The sequence below is a fragment of the Pseudomonas sp. IPO3749 genome (genome assembly GCF_013386605.1).
GTDB classification, from domain to species: domain Bacteria; phylum Pseudomonadota; class Gammaproteobacteria; order Pseudomonadales; family Pseudomonadaceae; genus Aquipseudomonas; species Aquipseudomonas azotoformans_A.
In genome coordinates this window covers 133954-156653 of sequence record NZ_JACARN010000012.1, presented here as the reverse complement: position 1 = coordinate 156653, position 22700 = coordinate 133954, and the positions used below count along the sequence as shown (strand labels likewise).

The 22700-nt window shown below is 60.4% G+C and carries 18 protein-coding genes and 1 other RNA gene; 15 read left to right on the top strand and 4 right to left on the bottom strand.

The window, feature by feature from the left end; all coding sequences use genetic code 11:
- The first annotated feature begins 64 nt into the window (after positions 1 to 64).
- From HX812_RS05375 to HX812_RS05350, 6 genes are all read left to right on the top strand, one after another.
- Positions 65 to 1747, top strand: coding sequence for a fatty acid--CoA ligase (locus tag HX812_RS05375; protein WP_016978296.1), 1683 nt, complete (start codon positions 65 to 67; stop codon positions 1745 to 1747).
- Positions 1748 to 2078: 331 nt separating this feature from the next.
- Complete coding sequence (locus HX812_RS05370; protein ID WP_038849886.1) at positions 2079 to 3947, top strand: DUF1302 domain-containing protein; 1869 nt, start codon at positions 2079 to 2081, stop codon at positions 3945 to 3947.
- 43 nt (positions 3948 to 3990) lie between these two features.
- Positions 3991 to 5355 (top strand): DUF1329 domain-containing protein, encoded by a 1365-nt coding sequence (locus tag HX812_RS05365; protein ID WP_177074784.1) that lies wholly within the window; start codon positions 3991 to 3993, stop codon positions 5353 to 5355.
- A gap of 186 nt (positions 5356 to 5541) precedes the next feature.
- Positions 5542 to 8271, top strand: coding sequence for a LuxR C-terminal-related transcriptional regulator (locus HX812_RS05360; protein ID WP_038849890.1), 2730 nt, complete (start codon positions 5542 to 5544; stop codon positions 8269 to 8271).
- 85 nt (positions 8272 to 8356) lie between these two features.
- Entirely contained in the window at positions 8357 to 9001 is a 645-nt protein-coding gene (locus HX812_RS05355; RefSeq protein ID WP_038849891.1) for an MBL fold metallo-hydrolase, read from the top strand.
- 192 nt (positions 9002 to 9193) lie between these two features.
- A complete protein-coding gene (locus tag HX812_RS05350) occupies positions 9194 to 9967 on the top strand; it encodes an OmpA family lipoprotein (RefSeq protein ID WP_012722283.1) in 774 nt (257 codons plus the stop codon).
- A gap of 58 nt (positions 9968 to 10025) precedes the next feature.
- On the opposite strand, the gene HX812_RS05345 is transcribed toward HX812_RS05350, so the two are convergent.
- The 4 genes from HX812_RS05345 to HX812_RS05330 all read right to left on the bottom strand — a co-directional run bounded on the left by HX812_RS05345 (position 10026) and on the right by HX812_RS05330 (position 13472).
- A complete protein-coding gene (locus HX812_RS05345) occupies positions 10026 to 10607 on the bottom strand; it encodes a BON domain-containing protein (RefSeq protein ID WP_016974948.1) in 582 nt (193 codons plus the stop codon).
- Positions 10604 to 11197, bottom strand: a complete 594-nt coding sequence (locus HX812_RS05340) for a phosphoheptose isomerase (RefSeq protein WP_007904374.1) — start codon at positions 11195 to 11197, stop codon at positions 10604 to 10606. Before HX812_RS05340 ends, HX812_RS05345 begins: the two co-directional genes overlap by 4 nt.
- A gap of 92 nt (positions 11198 to 11289) precedes the next feature.
- Positions 11290 to 11661 carry a YraN family protein gene (locus HX812_RS05335; RefSeq protein WP_061435353.1) on the bottom strand — a complete coding sequence of 124 codons (372 nt, stop codon included), beginning with the start codon at positions 11659 to 11661 and terminating at the stop codon, positions 11290 to 11292.
- Positions 11661 to 13472 carry a penicillin-binding protein activator gene (locus tag HX812_RS05330; RefSeq protein ID WP_038849897.1) on the bottom strand — a complete coding sequence of 604 codons (1812 nt, stop codon included), beginning with the start codon at positions 13470 to 13472 and terminating at the stop codon, positions 11661 to 11663. Before HX812_RS05330 ends, HX812_RS05335 begins: the two co-directional genes overlap by 1 nt.
- Positions 13473 to 13648: 176 nt before the next feature.
- On the opposite strand from HX812_RS05330, the gene rsmI reads away from it, so the two are divergent.
- The 9 genes from rsmI (at position 13649) to mraY (ending at position 22698) form a co-directional block, all read left to right on the top strand.
- Complete coding sequence (gene rsmI, locus HX812_RS05325; protein ID WP_161630252.1) at positions 13649 to 14554, top strand: 16S rRNA (cytidine(1402)-2'-O)-methyltransferase; 906 nt, start codon at positions 13649 to 13651, stop codon at positions 14552 to 14554.
- 96 nt (positions 14555 to 14650) lie between these two features.
- Positions 14651 to 15004, top strand: an RNA gene (rnpB, locus tag HX812_RS05320) — RNase P RNA component class A.
- Positions 15005 to 15358: 354 nt separating this feature from the next.
- Positions 15359 to 15814: a division/cell wall cluster transcriptional repressor MraZ gene (gene mraZ, locus HX812_RS05315; protein WP_003171868.1), complete on the top strand. Its 456-nt coding sequence runs from the start codon at positions 15359 to 15361 to the stop codon at positions 15812 to 15814.
- Positions 15811 to 16758 (top strand): 16S rRNA (cytosine(1402)-N(4))-methyltransferase RsmH, encoded by a 948-nt coding sequence (rsmH, locus tag HX812_RS05310; RefSeq protein ID WP_016974952.1) that lies wholly within the window; start codon positions 15811 to 15813, stop codon positions 16756 to 16758. The genes mraZ and rsmH overlap by 4 nt, the downstream gene beginning before the upstream one ends.
- On the top strand, positions 16755 to 17048 hold the full coding sequence (gene ftsL / locus HX812_RS05305) for a cell division protein FtsL (RefSeq protein WP_016974953.1): 294 nt from the start codon (positions 16755 to 16757) through the stop codon (positions 17046 to 17048). Before rsmH ends, ftsL begins: the two co-directional genes overlap by 4 nt.
- Complete coding sequence (locus HX812_RS05300; protein WP_177074857.1) at positions 17048 to 18790, top strand: penicillin-binding protein 2; 1743 nt, start codon at positions 17048 to 17050, stop codon at positions 18788 to 18790. Before ftsL ends, HX812_RS05300 begins: the two co-directional genes overlap by 1 nt.
- The gene (locus tag HX812_RS05295) at positions 18790 to 20253 is read left to right on the top strand and encodes a UDP-N-acetylmuramoyl-L-alanyl-D-glutamate--2,6-diaminopimelate ligase (protein WP_038849901.1); all 1464 of its coding nucleotides are present in this window, start codon (positions 18790 to 18792) and stop codon (positions 20251 to 20253) included. Before HX812_RS05300 ends, HX812_RS05295 begins: the two co-directional genes overlap by 1 nt.
- Positions 20246 to 21616: a UDP-N-acetylmuramoyl-tripeptide--D-alanyl-D-alanine ligase gene (gene murF / locus HX812_RS05290; RefSeq protein WP_038849903.1), complete on the top strand. Its 1371-nt coding sequence runs from the start codon at positions 20246 to 20248 to the stop codon at positions 21614 to 21616. The genes HX812_RS05295 and murF overlap by 8 nt, the downstream gene beginning before the upstream one ends.
- Positions 21616 to 22698 (top strand): phospho-N-acetylmuramoyl-pentapeptide-transferase, encoded by a 1083-nt coding sequence (gene mraY, locus HX812_RS05285; protein ID WP_028618893.1) that lies wholly within the window; start codon positions 21616 to 21618, stop codon positions 22696 to 22698. Before murF ends, mraY begins: the two co-directional genes overlap by 1 nt.
- Positions 22699 to 22700 lie beyond the last annotated feature (2 nt).

The window sequence follows — 22700 nt, the reverse complement described above, 5'->3', positions numbered from 1 at the left end:
AAACATAAGCGCTCTACAGTGCAGTTCTTTCAGCCAAGACCGTGCAGTCATAAAAGGGATTCGTATGTTGCAGACCCGCGTCATTCCGCCCGCCGAAGGTGCGTACCAATACCCGCTGTTGATCAAACGCCTGTTGATGTCCGGCACCCGCTATGAAAAGACCCGGGAAATCGTCTACCGCGACAAACTGCGCTACACCTACCCCACCCTGATCGAGCGCGTTGCGCGCCTGGCCAATGTGCTGACTGAAGCGGGCGTGAAAGCCGGTGATACCGTGGCGGTGATGGACTGGGACAGCCATCGTTACCTGGAATGCATGTTTGCCATCCCGATGATTGGTGCGGTGATCCACACCATCAACGTGCGCCTGTCGCCGGAACAGATCCTCTACACCATGAACCACGCCGAGGACCGCTTTGTGTTGGTCAATAGTGAGTTCGTGGGGCTTTACCAGGCGATTGCCGGGCAGCTGACCACGGTCGACAAGACCCTGCTGCTTACCGACGGTGAGTCCAAGACCGCCGAACTGCCCAACCTGGTGGGCGAGTACGAAACCCTGCTGGCCGCCGCCAGCCCGAAGTACGACTTCCAGGACTTCGACGAACACTCCGTCGCCACCACCTTCTACACCACCGGCACCACCGGTAACCCCAAGGGCGTGTATTTCACCCACCGCCAGTTGGTGCTCCACACCATGGGCGTGGCGACCATCATGGGCAGCGTCGACAGCGTGCGGTTGCTGGGCACCAACGACGTGTACATGCCGATCACGCCGATGTTCCATGTGCATGCGTGGGGCTTGCCGTACGTGGCGACCATGTTGGGCCTGAAGCAGGTCTATCCCGGCCGTTACGACCCGGAGTACCTAGTGGAGCTGTGGCGCAAGGAAAAGGTCACCTTCTCCCACTGCGTACCGACCATCCTGCAAATGGTGCTCAACGCCAAGGCGGCTCAGGACGTGGATTTCGGTGGCTGGAAAATCGTCATCGGCGGCAGTGCGCTTAACCGTTCGCTGTACGAAGCGTCCAAGGCCCGTGGCATTCAGTTGACCGCCGCCTACGGCATGTCCGAGACCGGGCCATTGGTGTCCTGCGCCCATCTCAACGAAGAACTGATGGCTGGCAGCGAGGATGAGCGCACCACTTACCGCATCAAGGCTGGCGTGCCCGGGCCGTTGGTGGAGGCCGCGATCATTGATGGCGACGGCAACTTCCTGCCGGCCGACGGTGAGTCTCAAGGTGAGCTGGTGCTGCGCGCACCGTGGCTCAGCGAAGGCTATTTCAACGAGCCGCAAAAAGGCGCCGAGCTGTGGGAAGGCGGCTGGATGCACACCGGCGACGTCGCCACGCTGGACGCCTTTGGCGTGATCGACATCCGCGACCGCATCAAGGATGTGATCAAGACCGGTGGCGAGTGGGTCTCCTCCCTGGCCCTCGAAGACTTGGTCAGCCGTCACCCGGCGGTACGCGAAGTAGCGGTGGTGGGCATCGCCGATCCGCAGTGGGGCGAGCGTCCGTTTGCGTTGCTGGTGGTGCGTGATGGCCATGTGATAGGGGCCCGCGAGCTCAAGGAACACCTCAAGCCGTTCGTGGAACTGGGCCACTTGAGCAAGTGGGCGATTCCGAGCCAGATCGCCGTTGTTACTGAAATTCCCAAGACCAGTGTCGGCAAGCTCGACAAAAAACGTATCCGCATCGACATCATCGAATGGCAGGCCAATAACAGCACCTTCCTGTCCACCCTCTGACGCCTCTCGCCGTGCCCGTTCGGGCACGGCAATGCTCTATCTGGCACCTTTACTTGTGATTTGCCGATTTTCAGCCATCCTTGCCGCGTCGGCTTCCGCCGACGTGGCGAAAGGGTCGTGGCAGACGGGTCGGTGATGCAAATCACACTTTAGAGGGATCAAGCACTACCCCCTGCTGGCTATAGTCCCTTCCAGAGTTTTTCAAGGATGTTCCGCTTCGGGCCATGGGGGCTCGGCTGCCGAGCGGCATTGGAATCGTTGTATTCCGGCCGTTACACGCATCACAGAAAGAACTCACTGCCATAACAATAATGCACATGGAGTAGCGTCGATGACCTCAGTAAACCAGTTCTGGCGCCGGGCAAGACTGCCCCTGGCCGTCAGTCTCGCTTCTACGCTCGCCGGGCCCGCATTCGGCGTCAGTTTCAACATCGGTGAAATCGAAGGGAGTTTTGACTCGTCGCTTTCCGTGGGTGCCAGTTGGTCGACAGCCAAGCCCAATCAGGATCTGATCGGCGCCAACAATGGTGGCAATGGTCTGTCCCAGACCTCCGATGACGGTCACCTGAACTTCAAGCGTGGCGAGACGTTCTCGAAAATCTTCAAGGGCATCCATGATCTGGAGCTGAAATACGGCGACACCGGCGTATTTGTGCGTGGCAAGTACTGGTATGACTTCGAACTCAAGGATGAAAGTCGTGAGTTCAAGGACATCAGCGACAACAACCGTAAGGAGGGCGCCAAGTCCTCGGGTGGACAAATTCTCGACGCGTTCATCTACCACAACTACGCAATTGCCGACCAGCCCGGCAGCGTACGATTCGGCAAGCAGGTGGTGAGTTGGGGCGAAAGTACCTTCATCGGTGGCGGCATCAACTCCATCAACCCGATCGACGTGTCGGCATTCCGTCGTCCGGGGGCTGAAGTCAAGGAAGGCTTGATTCCGGTCAATATGTTCTATGTGTCGCAGACGCTGACCGATAACTTGTCGGCGGAAGCGTTCTATCAGCTGGAATGGGACCAGACGGTTACCGATAACTGCGGTACGTTCTTCTCGCAACCGGACATCGTGTCTGATGGCTGTAAGGACAACCTTCGCGTGCTGAACAGCCGCCGTACACTACCGGCCGCACTTAACCCAGGATTGGCGGCTGCGGGTGTGGACGTCAACAACGAGGGCGTGCTGGTTCGTCGTGGGCCGGACCGTGATGCGCGCGACAGTGGCCAATTCGGCGTTGCGTTCCATTACAACTTCGAGCCGTTGGACACAGAGTTCGGCGCCTACTTCATGAACTATCACAGCCGTGCGCCGATTTTCAGTGCTCAGGGTGCTCCGCAGTCGGCCTACACCGGTCCTACGCCTGGGCTGCCGCCACAGTTGCGCCCATTGGTTGTCGCGGGTAACTCCAATTACTTCATCGAGTACCCAGAAGACATTCGGCTCTATGGCTTGAGCTTTTCCACCACATTGCCAACCGGCACCGCGTGGAGTGGTGAGTTGAGCTACCGTCCAAACGCGCCGGTACAGCTGAACTCTACCGATATCCTTTTTGCTGGCGTCAAGCCGATTGGCGGGCCGGTATTGGGCAATGCATCGTTGCTCAATGGCAGCCCAGGCCAAGACCTGCATGGTTATCGTCGTAAGGAAATCACCCAGTTCCAAACCACCTTTACTCACTTCTTCGACCAAGTGATGGGCGCGAGCCGCTTGACGCTGGTAGGTGAAGTGGGTGTTACCCATGTGGGTGGCCTGGAAAGCAAGTCGGACGTGCGTTACGGTCGTGACCCGGTCTTCGGTCCTGGCTCGCTTCCGAACAATGCCTGTGCAGCGCTCAACTTCTCTACCGCTCAAGGCGCTGGCTTGGGTAGCGCGAACGGCCTGAACACCAACTGCAACAATGATGGTTTCACCACCGCCACTTCGTGGGGCTATCGCGGTCGGGCCATCTGGGAATACCCGGATGTCTTCGCGGGTGTGAACCTCAAGCCGAACGTGGCCTGGTCCCATGACGTCAAGGGTTACTCCCCTGGCCCAGGCGCCAACTTCGAAGAGGGTCGCAAGGCCGTCAGCCTGGGTCTGGATGCCGAATACCAGAACACCTACACCGCCAGCCTGAACTACACCAACTTCTTCGGTGGCGATTTCACTACGGTGAATGACCGAGACTTTGTTGCGCTCAGCCTTGGCGTGAACTTCTAAGCACACTCTTTTTAGATGCATGTATTTTCAGGAAGACCAGAGCATGAAAATAACTAAAAGTCTGTTGCACGTGGGTGTGCTTGGGCTGTCGATCCTGGCGAGCAACGTCATGGCGGCAGTGTCGGCGGATGAAGCCGCCAAGCTGGGCACGACCCTGACCCCGATGGGCGCCGAAATGGCTGGTAACGCTGCGGGCACCATTCCTAAATGGTCGCCGCTGCCCACCAACGCAGGCGCCGTTGACGCCCGTGGATTCCTGGCCAACCCGTACGCCAGTGAACAACCGCAATTCACCATCACCGCGGCGAACGTCGAGCAGTACAAGGACAAGCTGGCGCCGGGGCAGTACGCGATGTTCAAGCGCTACCCAGAAACCTTCAAAATGCCGGTCTACCCGACCCATCGCGGTGCCACCGTGCCGGCGGAGGTGTTTGCGTCCATCAAGAAAAACGCCACCACCACCAACCTGGTGTCTGGCGGCAACGGTCTGGAAAACTTCGAAACCGCGGTGCCGTTCCCGATCCCGAAAAGCGGTGTTGAGGTGATCTGGAACCACATCACCCGCTATCGCGGCGGCAGCGTAACCCGTCTGGTAACCCAGGCTACGCCGCAAACCAACGGCTCCTACAGCCTGGTGTACTTCCGCGACCAGTTCGTGTTCCGCGACAAGATGAAGGACTACGACCCGAAAAATCCAGGCAACGTGCTGTTCTACTTCAAGCAGCAAGTGACCGCGCCAGCACGTCTGGCCGGTGGTGTGCTGCTGGTGCACGAAACCCTGGACCAGGTGAAGGAGCCGCGTTCGGCCTGGGTCTACAACGCCGGCCAGCGCCGTGTGCGCCGGGCGCCGCAAGTGTCCTATGACGGGCCAGGCACCGCAGCCGACGGCCTGCGTACCTCCGACAACCTCGACATGTACAACGGTGCACCGGATCGCTACGACTGGAAGCTGGACGGCAAGAAAGAAATCTACATCGCCTCCAACAGCTACAAGATCGACGATCCGAAGCTCAAGTACGCCGACATCATCAAGGCCGGCCACATCAACCAGGACCTGACCCGCTACGAGTTGCGTCGCGTCTGGCACGTGGTCGCCACCTTGAAGGAAGGCCAGCGCCACATCTATGCCAAGCGTGACTTCTTCATCGACGAAGACACTTGGCAAGCAGCGGTCATCGACCACTACGACGGTCGTGGCCAACTGTGGCGCGTGGCGGAAGCCCATGCCGAGAACTACTACGACAAGCAAGTGCCGTGGTACGCCCTGGAAACCCTCTACGACCTGCAGTCCGGCCGTTACCTGGCGCTGGGCATGAAGAACGAAGAGAAGCAGGCGTATGACTTTGGCTTCACCGCCACCACCAGCGACTTCACCCCGGCGGCCCTGCGCCAGGATGGTGTTCGCTAACGTGCGTTAACCGAGGCCGCATCCTCGCAAAGAAGCCCCGACCGGTTCGGGGCTTTTTTGTGCGCGTATTTTTTTGTCGCAGTTCTTTTTCAGTCATTTGTAGCAAAGATCTACAAACCGGCGGCTTTTACCGCTAGTCTGCGGACATCTGCAATGCCGACAACAGCCTTCTACAAGAGCCCGGCGATGACTGATCTGTCCCGAATCCAAGGGCCTGCCAGTGCGGTAATCCCGACCCTGGAAGGTCGCTTCTACAGGCCACCGCTGCCTGACGGCTATGTGCTGCGCCCGCGCCTGTGCGAACGTCTGAGCGCCGGGCTGGAAGGGCGGCTGTTACTGGTCAGCGCACCGGCAGGTTTCGGCAAGAGTTCGTTGGCGGTGGAGTTCTGCCAGAGCTTGCCGGCCCATTGGCAAAGCCTGTGGCTGGGCCTCAGCCCACGGGACAACGACCCTGGGCGTTTCCTCGAACGCCTGCTCGACGGCTTGCAGCAATTCTTCCCGCAACTCGGCGCCCAATCCCTGGGCTTGCTGAAAATGCGTCAGCGTCATCAACCCTTTGCCTTTGAAGAATGGCTCGATGGTCTGCTCGACGAGCTGGCGGTGCAGCTGTCTACCCGCACGCCGTTATTGCTGGTGCTGGATGATTACCATCTGGCCCAGGGGCCCGTGCTTGACCGTTGCCTGCAATTTTTCCTTAATCATCTGCCTGATGGCCTGGTGGTATTGGTCACTAGCCGTCAGCGGCCGGACTGGCATCTCGCGCGGCTGCGGTTGTCGCGTCACCTGCTGGAACTGCACGAACAGGATCTGCGCCTGACGCACGAGGAATCACTGGCCGTGCTGGATCGCCACAGCAGTTCCTTGCGCGGCGAAGCCCTCGACAGCCTGATCCGCCGCAGCGAAGGCTGGGTCGCCGGCCTGCGTTTCTGGCTGTTGGCCGCCTCCGAGGCTGGCAGCGACGGCGCCTTGCCGCAGAGCCTGCACGGCGGCGAAGGGCTGATCCGCGATTACCTGCTGGAAGAAGTCATCGACTGCCTGCCGACCGAAGTGCAGGCGTTTTTGTACGACACCGCGCCTCAGGACCGTTTTTGCAGCGAACTCTGCGACGCGGTGCGTGAAGCTCACGACAGCGCCGAAATCCTGCGTTACCTGCAGGCGCACCAAGTGTTCCTGGTGCCGCTGGACGACCAGGGGCATTGGTACCGTTATCACCATCTTTTTTCGGATTTGCTGCGCACGCGACGTGCCAGCAGCAACGTACTGCCGGCAGCCAGCCTGCACCTGCGCGCGTGTCGCTGGTTCAATGCCCAAGGCTTGATCGATGAAGCGGTGGAGCAGGCGTTACGCGCCGGTCATCTGGATGTGGCTGCGAATCTGGTACAAAACCTTTCCGAAGAACAGCTGCTGGCCGAGCAGAACGTAGGCATGTTGCTGCGCTGGAAAATGGACTTGCCCGACAGCCTGCTGATCAGCACGCCGCGCTTGATCGTGCTCTACAGCTGGGCCTTGGGCCTGGCCTGTCAGCTGGATGCGGCGGAGGAACTGTCCAGCTATCTCAGTCGCTTCCTGCCGGCACCGTCGGCCACTGCGCAAAAATCGATGCTGGCCCAGTGGCTGGCGTTGAGCGGGATCATCGCCCGTGGCCGGGGCGATCGCGAACTGACCCAGCGCTATTGCAGCGAGGCGCTGGAAAGCTTGCCGCAACGGCGTTATGGCCAGCGGTTGATGTGCTTGTCGACCCTGTCCAACCTGGCCATTGTCGATGCCGACCTGTGGCGTGCACGTGGCTTGAATCGTGAATCCCTGGAACTGGCGCAGCGCGTCGGCAACCCCTTGTTCGAAGCCCTGGCCCATTACGACCGTGCGCGGGTGTTGCAGGCGCGCGGCGAAATCCTGCGTTCCCTGGATGAAGTGCGCCAGGGCCTGCAACGCCTGCACGGTCTGGCGCCGCAGCGCTTGTACGCGGTGCGTGCACGGTTATCGCTTTACGAGGGTTTTTTGTTGCTGGTGCGGCTCCAGCCCGAAGCGGGTCTTGCCCGCTTGCGTGCCGGTCTTGCTGAAGCCCGCGCGTGTCGCGATATCAGTGTGTTGATCGGCCATTGTGTGATCGCCAATTTCGAGGGGCGCAGGGGTGACTTTGCCAAAGCCTTCGCCGAACTGGCCGAGGCCGAACGCCTGATGCATATCTGGGACGTGCCGCCGATCTACTACCTGGCAATGATCACCCTGATCAAGTGTGAGCTGTGGCTGGCCCAGGGCCGTACCGACCTGGCCGACGCCTGGTTGACGCGCCTGGGGCAAACCTACAATGGCGAACACGCCGCCGCGGCGCCGGAGTTCCACCCACACCTGCCGCAGCACATCGGGCTGCAACAGGCTGCGTTGGACGCGACTCGCCACCAACCTGCTGCAGCGTTGCAGCGCCTTGAAGAACTGGCGCAACAGGCGCACAACAGCGGGCGTCAGATGATCGCGCTGATGGCCCTGACCCAGCAGGTGCAACTGCTGCTGGAGGACGGCCAGGAGGCCAAGGCGCGTCCGGTATTTGCCCAGGCCCTTGAGGCCGGCATGGGTGGCGCGTTGCAACCCTTCCAGCGTTTGCTGGAGACTCATCCAGACTGGATGCGCGAGCAACTTGCCAAAGATCCCCATGGGCTGCTGAACCAGAGTCTGCTGGCGTTGTTGCCGTCGGTCGTGGTGGTGGAGGCTGTTTCAACCCATGAGACGTTGAGCGCGCGGGAGCTGGCGGTGCTGCAATTGATTGCTCAGGGGTGTTCCAACCAAGAGATCAGCAACCGGTTGTTTATCTCCCTGCACACGGTCAAGACGCACGCGAGCCACATCAACAGCAAGCTGGGTGTGGAGCGGCGTACCCAGGCGGTGGCTAGGGCTCAAGAGCTGAGGTTGATCGGCTAGGAGGGGCCCAGTCTGTTTTAATGGTGCGATTATTCTGGCGATATTTGCCCGGAATCGACATTTCACTTGCACGACAGGACCCTGAATGGAAACCGCCAAGCCGACCCTCTTCCGCGAAACTTTTCCCGTCGGCCCGTTGCAATGCAACTGCACCATCATCGGCGACCCCATCAGCAAGAAGGCCATCGTGGTCGACCCTGGCGGCAATCATGAGCTGATCCTGGCGCGACTCGATGCCTTGGGCCTGAAGGTGGTGAGCATCATCCACACCCATGCCCATCTGGATCACTTCCTGGCGTCCGGCCAGTTGAAAGAGAAGACCGGCGCTACGTTGCACCTGCACAAAGAGGATCAATTCCTTTGGGACAATCTGGAAATGCAATGCCAGATGTTTCGCGTGCCCTACATCCCGGTGCCTTCGCCGGATCGCTGGCTGGAGCATGATGAGGAGTTGGCCTGCGGCTGTGGCGTGGCGTTGCACACCCCAGGTCATACGCCGGGATCGATGAGCTTCTGGTTTGCCGATGCCAAGCTGCTGATTGCTGGCGATACGCTGTTTCGTCGAGGTGTGGGGCGTACGGACTTGTGGGGCGGCGACCAGGCGACCATCGTGCGTTCGATCAAGCAGCGCCTGTACACCCTGGACGAGGGCGCGACGGTGGTGACCGGTCATGGGCCGGATACCCGACTGGGCGATGAAATGCGTGAGAACCCTTTTGTGCGGGCGTAAAGGAATAATTTCCGGGAAGCACGCGTTCTATAACAGGCAAGCCTTGTCGCAAAAACTCAGGTCGTGTTCAGCGTGCGTCTGCTACGGTTTCTGTAGCCACGGAATTTTTACCGTTTGTCGCGTTCCAAACTCGGCACAGGTCCATTGCCAATGTCCTTTGCACCATAGAATGCAAAAGTAGGAGCTCCCTTCATGTTCACTTCGCGTCGTCTGCTTGTTGTCGCTACCGTCGTAGCCCTGTTGTCCGGCTGCGCATCACCTAACCCTTATGACGGCAGCAGCCAGGGACAGGCGAGTAATGAATCCGGCGGTATGAGCAAGACCGCCAAGTACGGTGGCCTGGGTGCCCTGGCCGGTGCATTGGCGGGTGCGGCTATCGACCACAACAACCGTGGCAAGGGCGCACTGATCGGCGCCGTCGTAGCGGGTGCCGGCGCTGCGGGTTACGGCTATTACGCCGACCAGCAGGAAAAGAAACTGCGTGAAAGCATGGCCAACACCGGTGTTGAAGTTCAGCGCCAGGGTGACCAGATCAAGCTGATCATGCCGGGCAACATCACCTTCGCGACCAACTCGGACGCGATCTCCAGCAGCTTCTACCAGCCGCTGAACAACCTGGCCAACTCGCTCAAGCAGTTCAACCAGAACACTATCCAGATCGTCGGCTACACCGACAGCACGGGTAGCCGCCAGTTGAACATGGACCTGTCCCAGCGTCGCGCCCAGAGCGTGGCCAACTACCTGACGTCCCAAGGCGTCAACGGCGCCAACCTGAGCGCCCGCGGTGCTGGCCCGGATAACCCGATTGCCAGCAACGCCGACGTCAACGGCCGTGCCCAGAACCGTCGCGTAGAAGTCAACCTCGGCCCGATCCCAGGCCAGCAGTATGGCCAGCCAGGTGCCCAGCAACAGGCGCCACAACAGAACAACCAGTTCCAGGGCAACCCGTACTCGCAGTACCAGTAAACACTCGCTGATAAAAAAGGGCGCCGTGCGGCGCCCTTTTTTGTGGCTGTCGTTTCGGTCAGTCGATGTACTCGAACACCTTGACGATTTTCTGTACCCCGGACACACCCTGCACCAAGTTGGCTGCGCGAGTGGCTTCGGCCTGGGTGAGCAGGCCCATCAGGTAGACGATGCCGTTATCGGTCACGACCTTGATGCGCGAGCCAGGGATCGCGTTATCGGTGAGCATCTGCGCCTTGATCTTGGTCGTCAGCAGCGCGTCGTTGCTGATGGCCAGCAGGGTGATCGGGTCCATCACCTGCAATTCGTTGTGCACCTTCTTCACGCGCTGTACAGCGGCGGCGGCTTGTTCGGCCTGGGCCTTGAGGTCGGCGCGTGGCGTCTGGCCGGCGAGCAGCACTACGCCGTTGAAGCTGGTGACCACAATGCGCGAGGCGCCGTTGCCCAGGTCGGTGGCGGCCTTGGCGACGTTGACTTCAACCTTGGTTTCGATCAGCGAGTCATCGATCTTGCTGCCGAAGGTACGGGTGCCCTTGTCATCCTGAATAGGGGTGTCGCGTGTTGCAGTGATGGCCGTGCTGCAGCCGCTGATAGCGAGGCACAGGGTGATGGCCAAAAGGCTCAGGCGGTTAACGGTCATTCTTCACTCCCAAACAGTTGGCTGTCGATCAGATCGCACAGGCAGTGGATCGCCAGCAGGTGGACTTCCTGGATACGTGCGGTGACATTGGCCGGGACGCGAATCTCCACATCTTCAGGCAACAGCAGCGAAGCCATGCCGCCGCCATCGCGCCCGGTCAATGCTACGACAATCATTTCGCGATCATGTGCGGCCTGGATCGCCTGAATAATATTCGCCGAGTTGCCGCTGGTGGAAATCGCCAGCAGCACATCGCCGGGTTGGCCCAGGGCGCGGATCTGCTTGGAGAAAATTTCGTTATAGCTGTAGTCGTTGGCGATCGAGGTAATCGTCGACGAGTCGGTGGTCAAGGCAATGGCCGGCAGGCTAGGGCGCTCACGCTCGAAGCGGTTGAGCAGCTCGGACGAGAAATGCTGGGCGTCGCCGGCCGAACCACCGTTGCCGCACGAAAGCATTTTGCCCTCGTTGAGCAAGGCATTGACCATGACCTGACTGGCTTGCTCGATGTGCGGTGCAAGTACGTCCATCGCCTGTTGCTTGGTGTCGATGCTGGCCTGGAAAAGCTGGCGAATTCGGGATTGCATGTCCATCTGTGTGACCTTAAGTAGCGCGGCTGTTTGGCACAGGAATGTGCAGCCCGCAAAGCAAAGAGCAAAAGTGTGTGGTGAAGATGTCCGGCGAATCAGCTGTCGAAGGCATTTTTCAGCCAGTTCAGATCAGCCTGACCAGACGGTGTGCTTTCTATGGCAACCACATCGAAACGGCAGGGGGCGTCGGCCCAGCGATGCTCTTTTTGCAGGAAAAACTGCGCGGCGAGTATCAGCTTTTGACGCTTGCGCCCGTCAATACTGGCGAGCGCGCCACCCCATTGTGCGTGTTTTCTGTAGCGGACTTCGACGAATACTACTGTATCGCCGTCAAGCATGACCAGATCAAGCTCGCCGCGTTTACACAACCAGTTCTGCGCCAGCAGGCGCAGACCCTGTTGTTGCAAGTGTTTCAGAGCTTGTAGTTCGGCATCCTTGCCGCTTTGTGCGCTGGACCGCTCGGGCATCAGCGCGGGGTGTCCGGCAGGCGCTGGATCTCACCGCCGACAAACTTGGCCCATGGCATCTGGCGATCAACGCGCTGGTTGGCGCTGATGCCCAGGTTGCCCGACAGGCCGTCAACACGGGTGTCCGGCAATGCCTTGAGCTGCCCCAGGCGCGGCGCCAGGCGGTAGGCATCGACGCCCATCGCGTACAGGCGGCCGAGGCTGCCATTGGCTTGCGGCCATTGTGCGGCAACCTGGTTGCGCAGTGGGTCGGTGGTGTTGAGCAGCCAAGGGGTTTCGCAGAACATCACGTTGGTCATGTCCAGGTACTGGTTTTTGTCGCCGCTGGCGCTGAACACGTGGGACGTGGCGTAGACCGGCACGTCGCCTGCGTATTGGAAGTTCAGGGTTGGCTTGATCTGCTGGGCCAGTTGTGGGGTCACGGCCAGGAAGATGAACTCGATGTCCTGGCGACGCGAAGGTTGCGCAGCGACGTCGGTGCCGACGGTGCTTTGCAGGCTCTTGGCGCGGCCTTCGCTTTTACGTAGTTGGAACAGGTCGGCAATTTGCTGGGCAAGGGCGACTGGCTGATCGACATACTCGACCCCCATGACCTGGCCGCCATTGGCTTCCCAGTCCTGGCGGAAGGCCTTGTAGACACGCTCGCCCCATTCGCCACGGGGCACCATTGCAGCCGCGCGATGCAGGCCATCGGCACGGGCGCGGCGCGAGACTTCGCGGGCTTCGTCTTCAGCGGCCAAACCGAACTGGAACAGTTGCGCCGGGCTGCGATCAGTCTCGCTGTAGTTCAGCGCCAGGGTGGTGATTGGTAACTGCGGACGTGCGCTGAGCTGTTTGACCAGCGGTTTTTCCAGCGGGCCGACCACCAGTTGCACGCCGGCCGCCTGGGCCTTGGCGTAGAAGTCGTCGAGGGAGTTGAGGCGCGAGCTGTCATAGAACTCGATGACCGGCGGCTTCTGCCCGGCTTGTTCAGCCTGGTAGTGCGCAGCCATGAAGCCTTCACGCAGCGCCTTGCCGACGGAAGCCAGCGGGCCGTCCTGTGGCAGCAGCAGGGCAATCTTGGTCAGTGGCTGGCTCGCCAGCTCCTTGAGCTTGGTCAGTGGCGTTGGCAGCTGCACAGCCGCCGGGTGACCCGGGTTCTGCGCGCGCCAGGTATCGATGGCGGCCTGTTGCTGCTCCAGCGTGCCGGCGCCCTTGACCGCCTGGGCCAGAGTGATCCAGCCGTCGAGCGTCGGGTTGCCGCTGGCCTGCAGCTGTTCAGCCGGCAGTGCGGCGATCAATACCCAGATGGCTTCATGGTTGCTTTTGGCGGCATCGCCCGTGAGCAGCGGGGCCATGGCCACACGTTCGCGGGCGGCGGCCAGGGTCTGGCCATCCGCTTCATAGGCACGGGCGTGCACGCTGCCGGTGCGGACCTGCTGTTCAGGTGGCAGGTCCTTCAGGCTTTGCAGGCTCGGGTGGTTCAGGGCGGTCAGCGCGGCCTTGGGCTGGTTGCGCGCCATGGCCAGTTCGGCGGCCAAGGTACTGGCAAACACTTGCGCGGCGGGCTTGAGGACATCCAGGGGCACCTGCGCAAGAATCTGCGACGAGCGGCCGGGGTTATTCTGCTTGTAGGCCATGTCTGCCGCACTCAGGCGCAGCAATGCGGCCTTTTCTGGCGTCTTGGCGGTGGTGGCCTGTTCGAGCAGTTGCTCGATACTGGCGTCCGGGGTCCGTGGAAGGTCGCCAAGGCTGGACGAGGGCGAGCTGGCACACGCGGCCAACAAGGCAGCGAGGCAGAGGGCGGAGAGCAGCCGCAGGCAAGCGATCATGTAAGTGTTCCTGATACCGATCAAATTAGCGTGGAATTGTACCCAAGCACTGGCCCAGGCGCGATGTTACTGGCGTGAAACCGTCGATTTAGGTCGTGCAAATGTTGCAGTTGGCTTTAAACGGCTGAAAAGGCATCGGCCGTGATGGCATATTTTCCAGGCGCCTACGCGCTACAATGTCGCTTTTGCCAACCATCGAGGTGTGCGTTTTGACTGCTCCAGGTCCTTTGAATTCCACTGCAGGCTCGCTTTTTGTCGTGGCGACGCCCATTGGCAACCTGGACGACATCAGTGCGCGAGCATTGAAAGTGTTGCGCGAGGTTAAATTGATCGCGGCTGAAGACACCCGTCACTCCCAGCGGTTGATGCAGCATTTTGGTATCAGCACGCCATTAGCGGCTTGCCATGAGCACAACGAGCGCGAGGAAGGCAGTCGCTTTATCGTGCGCCTGCTGGCCGGCGACGATGTGGCGCTGATCTCCGACGCGGGCACGCCGCTGATCTCCGACCCTGGCTACCACCTGGTGCGCCAGGCGCGGGCCGCTGGTATCAATGTAGTGCCTGTTCCGGGTGCGTGCGCGCTGATCGCTGCATTGTCGGCGGCGGGGTTGCCGTCCGACCGTTTCATCTTTGAAGGTTTTCTGCCGGCCAAGGCTGTTGGACGTCGCGCACGCCTTCAAGCGCTGAAAGAAGAACCCCGCACCTTGATCTTCTATGAAGCCCCGCATCGCATCCTTGAATGCCTGCAGGACATGGAGCTGGTATTTGGCGGCGAACGCCTGGCGCTGCTGGCCCGCGAGCTGACCAAGACCTTCGAAACCCTCAAGGGCCTGCCATTGGAAGCGCTGCGTGCGTTCGTCGAGGGCGACAGCAACCAACAGCGCGGCGAGTGCGTGGTGCTGGTGGCGGGCTGGACCGCGCCAGAGGACGAAGACGCCGTGGGCAGCGAGGCCATGCGCATCCTGGACCTGCTGCTCAATGAGATGCCGCTCAAGCGAGCCGCAGCCCTGGCGGCGGAAATTACTGGTGTGCGCAAGAACCTCTTGTATCAAGCGGCGCTCGATAAGCAGAAAGCCGAATAGTTCCGGTGTTAATCCGGTATTGCGTCTGAACGTGATGGCAATTCTGAACTTTTATTACTTGTCCTAAGTCCGCCGTGCCGTTAACCTGCGCGGCGGAGAGTCGATTGGACAGTCGCTGCCCTCTATGAAAATTAGGGGGGGGAGGAAAGTCCGGGCTCCATAGGGCGAAGTGCCAGGTAATGCCTGGGAGGCGTGAGCCTACGGAAAGTGCCACAGAAAATAACCGCCTAAGCACTTCGGTGCCGGTAAGGGTGAAAAGGTGCGGTAAGAGCGCACCGCACGACTGGCAACAGTTCGTGGCTAGGTAAACCCCACTTGGAGCAAGACCAAATAGGGTCCCAAGGCGTGGCCCGCGCTGGGACCGGGTAGGTTGCTAAAGATGTCCAGTGATGGCCATCGTAGACGAATGACTGTTCAAGACAGAACCCGGCTTACAGATCGACTCTCCACCTTTTTCCTTCTGTCCGAATCTCGGGCAGAAAACCGGTAGTAACGCAAGAATCCCTCCCTGCCGAATCATTGGCAGATGCATCTTCGTAATACCAAAAAAATCTTACTCTTAATAAATTACTTTAACTTCGAGCTATAGCTCTTTGAGCTATTTGTGCTTGTTGGGCCAAAAACATCGCTGAACTCTGGTTTCTCCTCCTTTTACGCTCCTAAATCTCCGTTCTGTAAGGCTTTTCCTTGAATCCGCGCCTTGACGGTGTGGTGGGCGCATTCCTATAGTGTGCGCAAGTGGCGGAAAGTGGCACAAAGTGGGTTTTTTGAACGTAAAACGCTAAAATTTGGAGAAACGCATCTGTGTTTCGCGGAGCTAACGCTATCAGTCTCGATGCAAAAGGCCGTCTCGCTATGCCGAGCCGGTATCGTGACGAGCTGATTTCGCGAAGTTCTGGACAGTTGATCATCACGATCGATGCCGTTGACCCTTGTTTATGTGTTTACCCCCTCGATGAGTGGGAGTTGATCGAAACCAAACTGCGCGCCCTGCCTTCGTTGCGTGAAGAGAACCGCCGCCTGCAGCGTTTGCTGATTGGTAACGCCGTCGACCTTGAGTTGGATGGCAGCGGTCGCTTCCTGGTGCCTCCGCGTCTGCGCGAGTACGCCAAGCTGGATAAGCGCGCAATGCTGGTTGGTCAACTGAACAAGTTCCAATTGTGGGACGAAGATGCCTGGGATGCTGTTTCTGCAGCTGACCTGGCTGCTATTCAACAACCGGGCGCTATGCCTGATGAACTGCGTGATTTGATCCTGTGACTATTGATAGCGGCTTTAACCACATCACCGTACTGCTTGACGAAGCCGTTGAGGCTCTCGCCGTACGCGCGGATGGCTGCTATCTGGATGGCACCTTCGGCAGGGGCGGGCATAGCCGGTTGATACTCAGCCAGCTCGGGTCCGACGGCAAACTCCTCGGGTTCGACAAAGACCCTCAAGCGATTGCCACCGGGCAAGCGCTAGCGGCCGAAGACGGCCGCTTTGTCGTTGTGCAGCGCAGCTTTGCCGAACTAGGCGCTGAAGTCGCCGAACGTGGCATGGCGGGCAAGGTGGCCGGGGTTTTGCTCGACCTGGGCGTGTCTTCGCCGCAGCTCGACGACCCGGAGCGCGGCTTCAGTTTCATGAACGATGGCCCGCTCGATATGCGCATGGACCCGACTCGGGGTATCAGCGCAGCGGAGTTCATTGCGACCGCGCCCCATGAAGAAATCACCCGCGTGTTCAAGGAATACGGTGAAGAACGCTTCGCCGGTCGCATGGCCCGTGCCGTGGTCGAGCGCCGTGAAATCCAGCCATTCGAACGCACCGCTGATCTGGCCGAAGTGCTGAAAGTCGCCAACCCAGCGTGGGAAAAGGGCAAGAACCCGGCGACCCGTGCGTTCCAGGGCCTGCGCATTCACGTCAACAACGAATTGGGCGACCTGGAGGCCGGCCTTGAGGCTGCCCTCGAGGCGCTGGAAGTGGGCGGTCGCCTTGTCGTGATCAGCTTCCACTCGCTGGAAGACCGCATCGTCAAATTGTTCATGCGTCGCCTGGTCAAGGGTGAGTCCGACAACCTGCCGCGCAACCTGCCGGTACGTTTCGAAGCCTTTGTGCCGAAAATCAAAATCCATGGCAAAGCGCAGTTCGCTTCCGAAGCCGAACTCAAGGCCAACCCACGTTCCCGCAGCGCCGTCATGCGCGTTGCCGAGAAGCTGCGGTGAGCAAGCTTTTTGCCAAGCCCCTCCCGGGCGGCAGCTTCTTTATGATGCTGCTGTTTGTCGGTGTGCTGGTTTCCGCGATTGCGGTGTCCTACAGCGCCCACTACAACCGTCAATTGCTCAATACCCTGTACGGGGAACTGAGTGTGCGTGACAAGGCGCAAGCGGAGTGGGGTCGGTTGATCCTGGAGCAAAGCACCTGGACGGCCCATAGCCGTATCGAAGTGCTAGCCACCGAACAGCTGAAAATGCATATTCCTGGCGCGGCTGAAGTCCGCATGGTGGCGCCATGATGAAACTCGAGGGTGCACTCTACCCCTGGCGCTTCCGCCTGATGCTCGGCTTGCTGGCATTGATGGTCGGTGCGATTGCCTGGCGGATCGTCGATCTGCAAGTGGTCGATCGCGACTTCCTGATCGGCGAGGGTAACGCCCGTAGCTTGCGTCATATCCCGATTCCTGCACACCGCGGCCTGATCACCGACCGCAACGGCGAGCCCTTGGCCGTTAGTACCCCGGTGACCACCCTGTGGGCGAACGCAAAGGAATTGCAGGTCGCCAAGGATCGTTGGCCGGCCCTTGCCTCTGCGTTGGGACAAGATCCGAAAGCCTTGGCTGAGCGCCTGGAAGCCCAGGCCAATAAAGAGTTTATCTACCTGGTTCGCGGGCTGACCCCCGAACAAGGCCAGCAAGTGCTCGACCTTAAAGTCCCTGGTGTCTACGGCATCGAGGAGTTCCGTCGTTTCTACCCGGCCGGTGAAACCACCGCGCATATGGTCGGCTTCACCGACATCGATGACCATGGCCGCGAAGGCGTGGAACTCGCCTACGATGAATGGCTCGCCGGGGTTCCCGGCAAACGACAAGTCATCAAGGATCGGCGCGGCAGACTGATCAAGGATGTCCAAGTCACCAAAAACGCCAAGGCCGGTAAGCCCTTGGCGTTGTCGATTGACCTGCGCCTGCAATACCTGGCCAACCGCGAGCTGCGTAACGCGATCATCGAGAACGGCGCCAAGGCCGGCAGCCTGGTGATCATGGACGTGAAGACCGGCGAGATCCTCGCCATGGTCAACCAGCCGACCTACAACCCGAACAACCGCCGCAACCTGCAACCGGCGATGATGCGCAACCGCGCGATGATCGACGTGTTCGAGCCGGGTTCGACTATGAAAGCCATCTCCATGAGTGCTGCCCTCGAAACCGGACGCTGGAAGCCCAGCGACAAGGTCGAGGTGTATCCAGGCACCTTGCAGTTGGGCAAATACACCATTCGTGACGTGTCCCGCACCGAAGGTCCGGTGCTGGATTTGACAGGTATCCTGATCAACTCCAGTAACGTGGGCATGAGTAAGGTCGCCTTCGATATCGGCGGCGAAACCATCTACCACCTGGCGCAGAAGATCGGTCTGGGCCAGCCCACCGGCCTGGATTTCCCAGGCGAGCGCGTGGGCAACCTGCCGAACTACCGCGACTGGAAAAAGGCCGAGACCGCCACGCTTTCCTACGGTTACGGTCTGTCGGTGACGGCGATCCAGCTGGCCCACGCTTTCTCTGTATTGGCGAATAATGGCCGGATGGTTCCGCTGAGCCTGATCCACGTCGATGAAGCGCCGAAAGCCACCCAGGTGATCCCGGAAAACGTCGCCAAGACCATGCAAGGCATGCTGCAACAAGTGATCGAAGCACCGCGCGGCGTATTCCGTGCCCAGGTGCCGGCGTATCACGTGGCCGGCAAGTCGGGTACGGCGCGTAAAACCTCGGTGGGCACCAAGGGCTACGCCGAAAACTCCTACCGTTCGCTGTTCGCCGGTTTCGGCCCGATGAGCGATCCACGCTACGCCATCGTCGTGGTGATCGATGAGCCGAGCAAAGCCGGTTACTTCGGTGGCCTGGTATCGGCGCCGGTGTTCAGCAAAGTGATGTCCGGCACCCTGCGCCTGATGAACATCACGCCGGACAACCTGCCGCCGACCCAACAAGCGAACGCCGGACCACCGGCCGCTGCCGTAAAAGCCAATGGAGGGCGCGGCTGATGTCTCTTAGCCTGAACAAGATTTTTGCCCACGCCGGTCGCGATCTACTGATTCGCGAGTTGAGCCTGGACAGTCGTAATGTGCGTGCCGGTGACCTGTTCCTGGCGGTGCCTGGCGGTAAATTCGATGGCCGAGCGCATATCGCGGATGCGTTGCAACGCGGTGCGGCCGCCGTGGCTTATGAAGTGGAAGGCGCCACCGTGCTGCCGATCACCGACGTGCCGTTGATTCCGGTCAAAGGTCTGGCCAAGCAGCTCTCGGATATCGCCGGGCGTTTTTACGGTGATCCGAGTCGACACGTCAATCTGGTCGGCGTCACCGGCACCAACGGCAAGACCAGCGTGACCCAACTGATCGCCCAAGCGCTTGACCTGCTGGGTCAGCATTGCGGCATCGTCGGCACACTGGGCACCGGTTTCTATGGCGCGCTGCAAAGCGGCCTGCACACCACGCCGAATCCGATCGCCGTGCAAGCGACCCTGGCTGACCTGAAAAAGGCCGGCGCCAAGGCGGTTGCCATGGAAGTGTCGTCCCACGGTTTGCATCAAGGCCGCGTTGCTGCGCTGGCGTTTGATGTGGCGGTGATGACCAACCTGTCCCGCGATCACCTCGACTACCACGGCACCATGGAAGCCTACGCTACCGAGAAGGCCAAGCTATTTGCCTGGAACGACCTCAAGTGCCGCGTGGTAAACCTGGATGATGCGTTCGGCCGCCAACTGGCTGCCGAAGACCGTGAGTCGCGCCTGATCAGCTACAGCCTGGAGGATTCCAGCGCGTACCTGTATTGCCGCGAAGCCCAGTTCAATGACGAAGGCGTGCGCGCCACACTGGTGACGCCGCAGGGCGAGCATCATCTGCGCAGCAGCCTGCTCGGTCGCTTCAACCTGAGCAACACCCTGGCGGCCGTCGGTGCGCTGCTCGGCCTGGATTACGCCCTCGACGAAATCCTGCGTGTACTGCCGAAGCTGGAAGGCCCGGTCGGTCGCATGCAGCGCCTGGGTGGCGGCAAGCAGCCGCTGGTGGTGGTCGACTACGCCCACACACCGGACGCCCTGGAAAAAGTCCTGGTGGCCCTGCGCCCACACGCCAAGGGCAAGCTGCTGTGCCTGTTCGGTTGCGGCGGTGACCGTGATCGCGGCAAACGCCCGTTGATGGCCGAGATCGTCGAGCGCCTGGCCGATGGCGTGCTCGTCACCGACGACAACCCGCGCAGTGAAGACCCGAGCCAGATTTTCGACGACATCCGTGTCGGCTTCAAAGACGTGTCCAAGGCCACCTTTGTCGCCGGTCGCGGCGCCGCCATCGCCCAATTGATCGCCAGCGCCGCTGCTGACGACGTGGTGGTGCTGGCGGGTAAAGGTCACGAGGACTATCAGGAAATCAACGGTGAGCGCCACGCCTTCTCCGATCTGATCGAGGCCGACCATGCCTTGACCGCCTGGGAGGTCGCCCATGCTTAAGGCAATGACATTCAGCGAACTGAGCCAGGCCCTGTCGGCCCGTGTGCTGTCGAGCGATTGCAGTTTCGACGGCGTCAGTATCGACAGCCGCGCCATCAAGCCAGGGCAATTGTTTGTCGCCCTGGCGGGCCCGCGCTTCGATGGTCACGACTACCTGAATGACGTCGCCGCCAAAGGTGCCGTCGGTGCCTTGGTGCAACGCGAAGTGGCGGATTCCACACTGCCACAGCTGCTGGTTGCCGATACCCGTTTGGCCTTGGGTCAACTGGGTGCGCTGAACCGTGCGGCCTTCGACAAGCCTGTTGCAGCCATCACCGGTTCCAGCGGCAAGACCACGGTCAAGGAACTGCTCGCCGGTGTGTTGCGTACACGCGGCCCGGTTCTCGCGACCCGTGGCAACCTGAACAATGATTTCGGCGCTCCGCTGACCCTGCTTGAATTGGCCCCGGAACACACCGCTGCCGTGATCGAGTTGGGCGCATCGCGCGTCGGCGAAATTGCCTACACCGTGGCGCTGACCAAGCCCCACGTGGCGATCATCAATAATGCCGGCACCGCCCACGTTGGCGAGTTCGGTGGCCCGGAGAAAATCGTCGAAGCCAAGGGCGAAATCCTTGAAGGTCTTGATGCATCGGGCACTGCTGTCTTGAATCTCGACGACAAGGCCTTCGAAACCTGGCGTGTGCGTGCCGCCGGTCGCAAGGTCCTGACGTTTGCCGTGCTCAATGCCGCGGCTGATTTCCACGCCTCCAACATTACCGTTGATGCGCGTGGCTGCCCGTCCTTTACCTTGCACACCCCGCAAGGCAATGAACACGTGCAGCTGAATCTGCTGGGCAACCATAACGTCGCCAATGCCTTGGCCGCCGCCGCTGCCGCGTACGCCCTGGGCGTGTCGCTGTTCGGTATCGCCACAGGTTTGGGTGCGGTGCAGCCGGTCAAGGGGCGCACCGTGGCGCAGTTGGCCAGCAACGGCATGCGCGTGATCGACGACACCTATAACGCCAACCAGTCCTCCATCTGCGCCGCCATCGACCTGCTCAAAAGCTTCGACGGCCGCAAAGTGCTGGTGCTGGGTGATATCGCCGAGCTGGGCGAGTGGGCCGAACAGTCCCACCGCGAAGTCGGCGCCTATGCCGCCGGCAAAGTCGACGCGCTTTACGCCGTCGGCCCGCACATGGCGCACGCCGTCAGCGTTTTCGGCCCTGGTGCCCGCCATTTCGCGACCCAGGCCGAGCTGATCCAGGCGCTGACGGCGGCTGAACACGACAAACACACAACCATTTTGATCAAGGGATCGCGCAGCGCGGTGATGGAAAACGTCGTCGCGGCCTTGTGTGGCTCAAGTACGGAGAAATATTAATGCTGCTGCTGCTGGCTGAGTATCTGCAACAGTTCCACAAAGGCTTCGCGGTCTTTCAGTACCTGACCCTGCGCGGGATCCTGGGTGTGCTGACTGCGTTGTGTTTGTCGCTGTTCCTGGGGCCGTGGATGATCCGCACCCTGCAGAACCTGCAAATTGGTCAATCGGTTCGTAATGACGGCCCGCAGTCGCACCTGTCCAAATCCGGCACCCCGACCATGGGCGGCGCGCTGATCCTGTCGTCCATCGGCATCAGCACTTTGCTGTGGGCTGACCTGCACAACCGTTATGTGTGGACCGTTTTGTTGGTGACGCTGCTGTTCGGCGCCATCGGCTGGGTGGACGACTACCGCAAAGTGATCGAGAAAAACTCGAAAGGGCTGCCAAGCCGCTGGAAGTATTTCTGGCAGTCGGTGTTCGGCCTCGGCGCTGCGATCTTCCTTTACACCACCGCGCCAAGCGCCGTGGAAACCACTTTGATCATCCCGATGCTCAAGGACGCCAGCATTCCCCTGGGCGTTGGCTTCGTGGTGCTGACCTACTTCGTGATCGTCGGCTCCAGCAACGCGGTCAACCTGACTGACGGCCTCGACGGCCTGGCGATCATGCCAACGGTGATGGTCGGCGGCGCGCTCGGCATCTTCTGCTACCTGTCGGGTAACGTGAAATTCGCTGAATACCTGCTGATCCCCTATGTGCCGGGCGCAGGTGAATTGATCGTGTTCTGCGGTGCGCTGATCGGTGCTGGCCTGGGCTTCCTGTGGTTCAACACCTATCCCGCACAAGTCTTCATGGGTGACGTCGGCGCACTGGCGCTGGGCGCGGCCCTCGGCACCATCGCCGTGATCGTTCGCCAGGAAATCGTGCTGTTCATCATGGGCGGTGTGTTCGTGATGGAAACCCTGTCGGTGGTCATCCAGGTGGCCTCCTTCAAATTGACCGGGCGCCGCGTGTTCCGCATGGCACCGATTCACCACCACTTTGAACTCAAGGGCTGGCCTGAGCCGCGTGTGATCGTCCGCTTCTGGATCATCACCGTGATTCTGGTGCTGATCGGCCTTGCCACCCTGAAACTGAGGTAGAA